The 9384-nt window shown below is 61.6% G+C and carries 12 protein-coding genes and 2 pseudogenes; 5 read left to right on the top strand and 9 right to left on the bottom strand.

All coding sequences use genetic code 11. The features are described from left to right. The 3 genes and pseudogenes from FY112_RS37815 to FY112_RS15585 all read right to left on the bottom strand — a co-directional run. Nucleotides 1–170 (bottom strand): annotated as a pseudogene (locus FY112_RS37815) (ABC transporter permease); the annotation flags it as partial. 2 nt (nucleotides 171–172) lie between these two features. Next, nucleotides 173–973 (bottom strand): ABC-2 family transporter protein, encoded by an 801-nt coding sequence (locus FY112_RS15590; RefSeq protein ID WP_151518788.1) that lies wholly within the window; start codon nucleotides 971–973, stop codon nucleotides 173–175. Further along, complete coding sequence (locus tag FY112_RS15585; RefSeq protein ID WP_151518787.1) at nucleotides 970–1971, bottom strand: ATP-binding cassette domain-containing protein; 1002 nt, start codon at nucleotides 1969–1971, stop codon at nucleotides 970–972. Before FY112_RS15585 ends, FY112_RS15590 begins: the two co-directional genes overlap by 4 nt. A gap of 152 nt (nucleotides 1972–2123) precedes the next feature. Between FY112_RS15585 and FY112_RS15580 the strand changes: the two are divergent. After that, nucleotides 2124–2282, top strand: a pseudogene (locus FY112_RS15580) (NAD(P)H-dependent oxidoreductase); the annotation flags it as partial. Between the two features lie 15 nt (nucleotides 2283–2297). Here the strand turns inward: FY112_RS15580 and FY112_RS36760 are convergent. Continuing rightward, the gene (locus tag FY112_RS36760) at nucleotides 2298–2444 is read right to left on the bottom strand and encodes a hypothetical protein (protein ID WP_165504188.1); all 147 of its coding nucleotides are present in this window, start codon (nucleotides 2442–2444) and stop codon (nucleotides 2298–2300) included. Between the two features lie 139 nt (nucleotides 2445–2583). Here FY112_RS36760 and FY112_RS15575 point away from each other — a divergent pair, with 139 nt between their 5' ends. Genes FY112_RS15575 through FY112_RS15565 form a run of 3 tightly spaced genes read left to right on the top strand, consistent with a single transcriptional unit; the run spans nucleotide 2584 to nucleotide 5581 of the window. Beyond that, a complete protein-coding gene (locus FY112_RS15575; RefSeq protein ID WP_094087605.1) occupies nucleotides 2584–3255 on the top strand; it encodes a response regulator transcription factor in 672 nt (223 codons plus the stop codon). After that, a complete protein-coding gene (locus FY112_RS15570) occupies nucleotides 3255–4607 on the top strand; it encodes a HAMP domain-containing sensor histidine kinase (protein WP_151518786.1) in 1353 nt (450 codons plus the stop codon). The genes FY112_RS15575 and FY112_RS15570 overlap by 1 nt, the downstream gene beginning before the upstream one ends. Nucleotides 4608–4648: 41 nt before the next feature. Further along, entirely contained in the window at nucleotides 4649–5581 is a 933-nt protein-coding gene (locus tag FY112_RS15565; protein ID WP_246700685.1) for a DUF3313 domain-containing protein, read from the top strand. A gap of 130 nt (nucleotides 5582–5711) precedes the next feature. Here the strand turns inward: FY112_RS15565 and FY112_RS15560 are convergent, their stop codons facing one another. Both FY112_RS15560 and FY112_RS15555 read right to left on the bottom strand, forming a co-directional pair. Further along, the gene (locus tag FY112_RS15560; protein WP_151518785.1) at nucleotides 5712–6302 is read right to left on the bottom strand and encodes a GNAT family N-acetyltransferase; all 591 of its coding nucleotides are present in this window, start codon (nucleotides 6300–6302) and stop codon (nucleotides 5712–5714) included. A gap of 176 nt (nucleotides 6303–6478) precedes the next feature. After that, a complete protein-coding gene (locus tag FY112_RS15555) occupies nucleotides 6479–6973 on the bottom strand; it encodes a BA14K family protein (protein WP_027668764.1) in 495 nt (164 codons plus the stop codon). Between the two features lie 180 nt (nucleotides 6974–7153). Here FY112_RS15555 and FY112_RS36755 point away from each other — a divergent pair, with 180 nt between their 5' ends. Then, complete coding sequence (locus FY112_RS36755) at nucleotides 7154–8056, top strand: hypothetical protein (RefSeq protein WP_181018225.1); 903 nt, start codon at nucleotides 7154–7156, stop codon at nucleotides 8054–8056. A gap of 313 nt (nucleotides 8057–8369) precedes the next feature. On the opposite strand, the gene FY112_RS15545 is transcribed toward FY112_RS36755, so the two are convergent. From FY112_RS15545 to FY112_RS37810, 3 genes are all read right to left on the bottom strand, one after another. Next, nucleotides 8370–8579, bottom strand: coding sequence for a hypothetical protein (locus FY112_RS15545; RefSeq protein WP_131645392.1), 210 nt, complete (start codon nucleotides 8577–8579; stop codon nucleotides 8370–8372). A 197-nt stretch (nucleotides 8580–8776) separates the two neighbouring features. Continuing rightward, nucleotides 8777–9058, bottom strand: a complete 282-nt coding sequence (locus FY112_RS15540; RefSeq protein ID WP_151518783.1) for a hypothetical protein — start codon at nucleotides 9056–9058, stop codon at nucleotides 8777–8779. A 43-nt stretch (nucleotides 9059–9101) separates the two neighbouring features. After that, on the bottom strand, nucleotides 9102–9384 hold a 283-nt coding region (locus tag FY112_RS37810), incomplete at its 5' end, for an alpha/beta hydrolase (protein ID WP_246700684.1).

Here is a 9384-nt window from a genome sequence, read left to right as displayed (position 1 = left end):
CCGCCAAGCGTATCGAAGCGGGCGAGCAGGATGCCGATGGTGGCGAAGACGCTGCCATAGGAAAGGATCTGCGCAAGACGGTCGAGCCAGAAAGCGCCGCGATATTCCATCTGGGAGCGGACATGCATCCGCACCAGCAGCGGCAGGACGCGAAGGTGATGAATAAGCACGATCAACCTCCCTGCACGGTGATGCGGGTGGAGGCGCAGCGCCACAGCCAGAGGACGCCGGCGAGGAACAGCGCGGTCCAGGCAAGGCCCAGGCCGAGATGCAGCCAGACATCGGCCGCGGACAGCCTGCCGAGATAGACGGCATTCGGATAATAGACCACCCAGGCGAAGGGCAGGTGGCGGGCAATCGTGGCCAGCGGTTCGGGGAAGAACCAGAACGGTATCAGCAGGCCCGAGAACAATTGCAGCAGGGCGCCCAGGATCCAGTCCAGCGAGAAGCTCGTCATCAGCCAGAAGGCGATGAGGCCGAAGAGCGCCGACATCAGGAACAGCAGCGTAAAGGACAGCGCCCAGAAGGCGATGAACATCAAGCCATCGAACAGGGTCGTCGGCGGCAGCATGCCGTAAAACAACGCGGTAAAGGCGATGGTCGGAATGACCTGGGTCATCAGGCGATAGCCGAAGCCGCCGCATTCGTTGGCTAAAAGATAGAGCGGATAGGACAAGGGCTTGAGCAGCCAAACCGCGATATCGCCCGTCTTCAGCGACCGGCCGATTTCGCCGATGATCCTTTCAGGGCGGGTTGCGCCCATCACGGCGCCGCCGAGCAGGGCATAGGTCACCATCTGCTGCAGGGACACGCCATCGACCACGATGCCGCCGATGCCGGCATAGGCCGCCTGCCAGATGGCGACACGCGCAAAGACCTGCACGAGTTTGCCGAAGATATTGGCCCATACTTCGTTGCGGTAGGCGAGCTGCGAATGGAAGGAGCTGCGCGCGAAGGCGAAATAGGCGCTCATGATGCCAGAGCCTTGGCATTGCGCCGCTGGTAGAAGGTGCGGATGACCTCTTCGATGTCGGGCTCGTGCAGCGCCACATCCTTGAGGCCGCGCCCGCTACCGACCTCCGACAGGATTGCGACCAGCGAGATGTCTTCACGCTCGATGAGATAGTTCTTGCGCAAGCCTTCGTCGCTGACGAGTGCCGCGGTGCGCAACGGCAGCGGTCCAGGGTCGCTGGCAAATTCAAGTGTCAGCCGCCGGGCCGAACCCAATGCCGCGCGCAGGCTCTTCAACTCGCCGTCGAAGATCAGCCTGCTATGATCGACCATGATCAGCCGCGGGCAGATGGTCTCGATGTCCTGCAGGTCATGGGTGGTGAGGATGATGGTGACGCCGCGCTCACGGTTGATCTCGGCGAGAAAACGCCGCACGGCGTCCTTGGCGACCACATCAAGCCCGATGGTCGGTTCGTCCAGAAAGAGGATCTTGGGGTCGTGCAGCAGCGACATCACGATCTCGGCGCGCATGCGCTGACCGAGGCTGAGCTGGCGGACCGCGCGGTCGAGAAAGGGCGTCAAATCAAGCAACTCGCTGAAGCGTCGGAGATTATCCGCATAGCGGGCGGTGGGAATGTCGTAGATGCGCTGATGCAGGGTAAAACTGTCGACCAGCGGCAGGTCCCACCATAGCTGGCTGCGCTGGCCGAAAACGACGCCCATCTCGCGGGCATTGTCCATCCGCCGCAGGTGTGGTGTCCGGCCGAGTACCGAGAGCGTGCCGTCGCTCGGCACCAGGATGCCGGTCATCATCTTGATCATCGTCGATTTGCCGGCGCCATTCGGGCCGAGATAGCCAACGGCTTCGCCCGCCGCGATGTCGAAACCGATGTCGGAAACGGCCAGAACTTCCGTATATTCGTTGGTCACCAACGTCTTCAAGGCGCCCAGCAAGCCCGGAAATCTCTTGTGCTGCCGGAAGCGTTTGCTGACGCCCCGCGCCTCGATCAAAGCCGACATGTGTATTTCCTTAAGGGGTAATTCCAGCCGATTCGGCAGCAGCGTCCAGGCTAACGCGAGGCTCGACCAGTTCAAGTAAAAGTCGCTTTTTAGGGCGCTACTCAATCGCGCCTAGCCTTTTGCATTGACAGCGACGGTCGCACCGTTCTTGCGACCGGTTCGCGGGCGATATTTTCCTCAGGCTTCCTTTGATGAAGCTGGAGCCGGCCGAGGTGTTCAACACCATTGAGGCAGCGGAGAACCGTTCCAAGGTGCAGGCCTATCTTCAGGCCTTCTCGGCCTATTGCACGGCAGACAGTAAGACCGCCTGAGGTTCGCTCGCTGCATCATCGGACCTCCATTAGCAGGCCGTTCTCGAATGTCGTCTTTTCGTGAAGCGTGTGCAGAATGACGAGCGGGGCTGCGAGCAGCGCGGCCAGGATGAAGGCGGAGAGGAAGTGTCTCGTCAGGAGACGAAGGATAGGTCGGATCATCTTGATCTCCAGCTGCCGCGGATATTCTCTGTGCTGGACCTCAACAATTGCGGCAGCATGACCGGCTGCCTTTGAAGCTCCGCAATGCTGCCGCAACCCTTGTGGCGGACAGAGGGGAGAGCGAGACAATGGGCGGGCGATGCGAATACTGCTGATAGAAGATGAGAGGGAGCTGGCTGAGGCGCTATCGGCCGCACTCGGCAAACATGGGATCGTCGCGGACCATACGATCCATCTGGCCGATGCGGTCGAACTGACGCGGCAGAACCTCTATGATGCAATCCTGCTCGATCGGCGCCTGCCCGACGGAGAGGGCCTGAGCTTCATTCCGGAGCTCAGGCGGACGGGGAAAGATACGCCGATCATCGTGATGACGGCGCTGAACGAACCGAAGGAGCGGATCGAGGGCCTCGACCTCGGGGCCGACGACTATCTCGGAAAGCCGTTCCTGGTCGAGGAGCTGATGGCGCGGCTCAGGGCCGTGCTGCGGCGATCGCCTGAACTGGCCGAACTCAAGATCACGGCCGGGCGGATGGTGATCGACCCGCTGCATCTCAGCGTCACCGTCGATGCCGTGCCGCTCGATCTGCCCCGGCGCGAACTTCTGGTGCTGGCGGCACTCGCAAGGCGCAAAGAGAAGACCGTGCTGCGCTCGACACTGGAGGCGGCGGTTTATAATTACGAAGAGGAAATCCAGTCGAATGCGCTCGACGCGCATATTTCGCGGCTGCGCAAGCGGCTGATCGATGCCGGCGCCGGCGTCGCGATCCATAATATCCGCGGCGTCGGTTATCTCATGAAGGAGGAGTGATGCGCGAGGCGACCAAGTCGAACCTTTCACTCTGGTGGACGCTCAGCTGGCAGCTCAGTATCGTTTTCGTGGCTGTTGTTGCGACAGTGATCATCGGGCTTTGCATTTACGCCACCAGCATCCTCTCGCCCAATGAAGGAATGCAGGTTCAGCTGACTGCAGCCCTCGAGGAAGCTCTTACGCGTGACTCGCAGGGCAGGATCGCCATAGCGGATAGCCCGCGTCTGAGGTCGTTCAAGGCTGAGAACAACAGGCTCTGGTTTTTCGTCGCAACACCCAGTGGAGAAACGGCCTCCTACGGCGTAATACCGGCGCCCTATGCGGACCTAGCCCAGTACGTCTACCTCATCAAAGACGCCGACATACGAGGGGCGTCTGGTACGACCGAGGTCGCCTCTATCGACCGTATCGACACGGCAGAAGGCGAGTACAGAGTGATGTACGGCGGAAACGCCAGCAGAAGCTCCGCATTTCTGGCAATACTCGGCAAAACCTACCTCATTTACACACCACTTTTGGCCATCGCTTTGCCCGGGGTTTTTCTAACGATCCCCCGCGTCGTAGCGCGCGCTTTGGCCGGCGTGACGGATATAGCGAGCAAGGCATCGGAAATCGAACCCCGCCGGCAAGGAGCCCGATTGCCGGTGGATGGTATTCCCACGGAAATCGCACCATTGGTGATTGCTTTTAACGGAACGCTTGAGCGGCTTGAGAACGAGTTTAAGAAACGCCAGCGTTTCCTGCTCGATGCGGCGCATGAGTTGCGGACGCCGATCGCCATCATGCAAACGCGCATCGACGGCATGCCTGATGGGCGCGAGCGGCAGCGGCTGCTTGACGACGTGGCGCGGCTGGCCGAGGCGGCCGAGCAGTTGCTCGATTTCGAGCGCAACGATCAGGCGGCCGATCTCGACGAAACGGTCGATCTCGTCGAGATCGCCCGAATGACGGTTGCCGATCTGGCGCCGCTGGCGATTGCCGCCGGTTACCAGATTTCCTTTCAGAGCGACGTGGAAGGCCTGAAACGCCGTGGCAGCCCTTCCGCCCTGCCGCGGGCGGTGAGCAACCTCGTGCGCAACGCCATCGACCATGGCGGCAACGGCGGCATGATCACGGTTTCTGTGTCGGGTTCGCCTTTCGGCGGCGGCCGTATCAGTGTCGCCGACGAAGGGCCGGGCATTCCGGCCGAGCATCGGGAGCTGGTGTTCGAGCCGTTCTACCGCGTCACCCCGAAGAGCAAGGGTGCCGGTCTCGGCCTCAGCCTCGTTAAGCAGATCGCCGCAAACCACGGCGGCGAGGTCGGCATCGAAAGCGCTGCGACCGGGACGCGGGTGACGATCGACCTCGGATAAGCCGGCCTGCTCCGGCGGCATCCGTTCACGGAAACGATGTAATGTTGCGGCAATTGTCGACCGCCACTTTCGCCCGAGTTCATCGGCGACGGAGGCCAGGCAGCGTGCGCAGCAATCCATTCCCATTTTCCTTCCCCGTGGCGTCGAGAAGTTTGTGCCTCGCTCTGCCGGTGGCGCTCGTCATGGCCGCGGCCGGGTGCAGCTCGGTGCCGCTAAAGGAGGCCGGTACGCTCTCCTCCTACGGCAATCTCGGTGCGCCGAAGGGCAAGCTGTCGAAATCGCGCGTCTATGTCGATGGGACGCGCCTTAGTCCGGCAAAGACGGTGAGCATCGTGCCGACGACCTTCGCCTTCAACGCCGCGACCCGCGTCAAATCGGACGCCGATCGCGTGATGGTGGCGAATGCTCTGGACCGAGCACTCTGCATTTCGCTCAGCGACAAATACCAACTGGTCTCTGCCGGCCAGCCGGCGGACCTGACAATCCGCTCCGTCGTCACCGACATTGTGCCGACCAACAAGGCGATGGCTGGTGTTTCGACCGTTGTGACCGTCGGCACCGGTTTCGTGCTGCCGGTCGGCGTGCCGCGGCTGCCGGCCGGCCTCGGCGGATTGGCGGTCGAGGCGGAGGCCGTCGACAGTGGTGGCGTGCAGCGGGCGGCGATCGTCTGGTCGCGCGGCGCAAACTCGTTGCAGAATAACCCCCGCGTGTCTGAAGTCGGCGATGCCTATAGCCTGGCTTCGAAATTCAGCAGCGAGTTTTCCCGCATGCTGATCAAAGGTAAGGAGCCGAGGGGATTGGATATCTCGCCGCCCTCAGGGCAGCGGATGAAATCCTGGCTCGGCGGCAAACCGAAATACGCCGCCTGCGACGCCTTCGGCCGGCCGCCCGGACTGATGGGCGCCGTGGCCGCCAAATACGGCGCGCCGCCGCAATGGACCGAGAAGAAGCCAAAACCGGCCGCGACCTATTGAGAGAATCCGGCGCCGGCGCCCGACAAGCCGCCGCGATCAGCACTCAGCCCGCCCCAGGCTGAGGGGACGGACGGAGCAAAGGCGGGCAAGGCTTGTGCTCCGTCCGTCTACAAATCCGCCGCGCTTCACGTCAGACGACGACGCCAGGCCGCAGCCAGAAATACAGCTTGATCTGATCGGGTCTGTCGGAAGGATGCGGGCCGCGCATGAACAATTCGCCGCCATTGCGCTCGATCACCCGCCGCGAGGCGTCGTTGTCCTCGTTGCAGAGCACGACTACGCGGTTGAGGCCTTCCTTCGATGCCACGGCCATCAGAAGGCTCAGGGCGGCGGTCGCGTGGCCATTGCGCTGTTTCCACGGCACGACGGAATATCCCACATGGCCTGACACCTCGGGCGGCAACTCCTCGGTGCCGGCCTGAAAGCGCAGGCTGATGCTGCCGCAGAATTCGCCGTCCCAGATCCAGAACAGACGGGTGGTGAGAGGCGGCGGTCGGGATCCGGCGCGCCGTCTGCCATCAGGAATGAGATCGTCGAGAAACCTTGATCTGTCCTGGCGCAGCCGCTGAAGCTCACCGTGAACGTAGGTTTCGTCGCCTGCGCGGCGCGGATCGAGGGACCAGCCAGCGGCGAGCGCCGCTTCGAAGCCCGACAGGTTTTCCAGATCAGGGGGAAGCAGGACGATGCGGGTGCCGGGCTTTGCTGTCTCTGCAGATATCATCGATCACCCACGATCTGTCAGGCGGCGGGGCGATTCACCAAGTTCGATCCGCGCGGCTGGAGCGGAAGACAAGCATGGCTGAGGGCCGTTGGGAAGCAGGTGGGGTTGTTTGGGACACATCGGCATCAAAAAGCCCCGCATCTTCATGCGAGGCTTGCTCTGATGGATAGACCGGACTAGCGGCACTGGCGGCGCGGGCCGTAATTCGGCTGGTAGGTATTGTCATAGGCGCGGTAGGACCGGTAGCGGCTGTAGCAATACTCCGCATGCGAAGAACCATAGGCACGTGCGCGCGGCTGCGAAGCGATGATGCCGCCGATGATGGCGCCGGCGGCCAGGCCGCCGATGATGGCGCCGGTATTGTCGTTGCGGCGATACCGGCGATCGTAGCGACGATCCCAGCCATAGCGATCGTCTCGGTAGTAGTCTCGGTCGCGGTAGTAGTCCCGGTTGCGATAGTGGCGGTTGCGATACCACCTGCGATTGTTGCTGAACTGACCCGGGCAGTTCGTGAAGTTATTGCAACCAACGGTCATAATCCGGGCATCGGTGCTTTGAGGCACCGGCTGTGCCGATTGCACCGGGCTCGGCACGAAAGCCGGGCCTGCCGAGGCCGGCATTCCGGAGAAGGCCGTCGCTATCGACAGGGCAATGATGGCGAATCTGTTCATTTCACTCACCTTGGGTAAACGGATGTATCGAGGGGATAACGCAGGGGAAGGGGAAAGGTTCATTTTGGGAAATTCAGCAACAAGTTCAAATTGAAAGTAGATAGTCAATTAGATCTTTATGGACGGGCTGCATCAATGACCGAGATGTAACACACTCCTGTGCATGTCGGAAGGATTAGCATGCGGCTCTCCATAATTCTCGGTGTTCTCTGTCTCTCGACGAGCTTGGCGATTGCACCTCTCAACATCATCTTCACCGATTTCTCGCCTGCTTTCGCCAAGGGCGGCAACGGCAACGGCAACGGCGGCGGCGGTGGCGGCGGCGGCGGTGGGGGTGGCGGTGGCGGTGGTGGCCACGGCGGCGGAAACAGCGGCGGAGGTCACGGAGGCGGCAGCAGCAATAGCGGCCGCGGAAAGGGCAGCGCCAGCTCGAGGGGGAAGACAGAAAGTGGCCGGACCGGAAGCACGGGCAAGGCCGCCAAGACGAAATCGGCCAAGCAGACTGTCAGTACGAAGGGCACGTCCAAAAAAACGACCATCGCCAACGCGCCTGTGACAAAACCTGCAAAAAAGCCAGCAGAGCTTGCCGGTCTCAATTCGCTGAAGCGCAACTTCCATGCTCTCATGAAAACGGCCGATCCTAGGATGGCCGCAATTGCCGCGTTCAGCACGGCGTACGCTCAATATGAACTCACCAACGGAGTGGCGCCACCGGCCGACGATCCGGTATTGGGCGATGCCGCCCTGACTGCGGCGCTGGCCGCCGCAACCAAAACAGGCACGGTCACGCCGGAGGCTTTGGGCTGGGCACAGGAGACGCTCGGTGTCGGAACAGCTATCGGAACGATCGACCAGATGAGAGACGCCTTGGCGGCAGCCGCCCCGACACCGGAAACCCCGGCAGCAGAGACCGAGACAGCGACCGGCGAGACGGCCGACGGGAGCCCGACGACAGACCCGGTCGCGGCTGAAGAAACCTCTGAGACTGGAATGGAAGGCACAGCGGACACCACTGAAGCCGCCCAAAATGTTGACGAAACCGAGACCTCTGCCACAAGCACCGAGACGACAACGAACCCGTAATCCTCCTTGAGGAACCTTCGTGATTTGCCGAATTCATTGCCCCTCCGACGACGGGCAATGCTGCTTGTCGTTGGCGACATGGCGCTGTGTCAGGCCACTGTCGCCGTGCAACTGCCCGCGGCTCCAGACCCGACTTCGTTGCCGGCCGTTGTGTATGTATGTCGGCCCGCTCGAACTCGCTGCCTACGCCGACAGCCTGCTGGCCCTCACGGGACGGCGCTGGTGCGGGCTGTCAACAGGTCCATGGCTAAGGCATTGGCGAGCGAACGGGATTGGTGAAAGGTCTTTTGAACCTGAAGGCGCGCTATCAGGCTCACCTTCCGCCGGCCAGCAATCTGAGCTGGCTTTCGTCATGCACACCCTGACGGTAAAGCTCGATGATGAGGGCGCCCAGACGGTCGGCCTCCTTGCCTGATCTGTCGATCTTTAGCCCACTACAGAGAGCTTCGTGGACACGCCTGCACACATCGAGGTCTCCCGAGGCGAGCGGTTCGTCACGCGTGCTGAACAGCTTGTCTGACATCGCAATCTGCCCTTTTTGGATGCCGTGAATCGCTTTCGTGAAAAAAAAGATAATTTCGCGATCTTTGCTCTGCAAGATGGGCGAAGGTCCGAAATTCAAAAAACAATTTTGGCCGCGCGGGAAGATGCGGGCGAGGGCGGCGGCACGAGATGAGACCGATCAAGGCGTCGGCCGGACCGACGGTGTGAGCGTGAGATCTACTTGGTTGCGGGATCCTGGCCGCTTTGTTGCGCCAGGCGCAGCTCTTTCAGCCGCTTGGTTTTTTCGCGGCGGGCCCGCTGCTCCGCCTCGATGGTTTCCTTGGCGGCTCGCTCGGTGTTTTCGAAACGGTCCTGCCGGTAAGCCTTTGATGAGGGTTCACGTTCTCTTTTCATGGCCGCTAAACGCAAAGCGGCGAAAACGGTTTCATGGGAAAATGCGTAACCCACGTCAATCGATCGACCTGGCGCGCGGCGTCTGTGTATCGGACCGCAAGCCATAGCGGCAACCGGGCGCCTGGTCGGCGCCCGGCAACGTCACGCATCAGCCTTTGATGAAGGCGAGGATGTCGGGGTTTATGATGTCGGCATGGGTGGTGCACATGCCATGTGGGAATTTCTCGTAGACCTTCAGCGTGGCGTTCTGCAGGAGCTTGGACGAGAGCAGGGCAGAGTCGGCGATCGGCACGATCTGGTCGTCATCGCCGTGCATGACAAGGGTCGGCACGGTGATGATCTTCAGATCTTCGGTAAAGTCGGTTTCCGAAAAGGCCTTGATGCCGTCGTAATGCGCTTTGGCGCCGCCGATCATGCCCTGGCGCCACCAA

The sequence above is a fragment of the Rhizobium sp. PEPV16 genome, assembly GCF_008919455.1.
Taxonomy (GTDB): domain Bacteria; phylum Pseudomonadota; class Alphaproteobacteria; order Rhizobiales; family Rhizobiaceae; genus Rhizobium; species Rhizobium leguminosarum_Q.
Note: the sequence above shows the minus strand (reverse complement) of the source record. Positions and strands in the feature narration are given on the sequence as shown.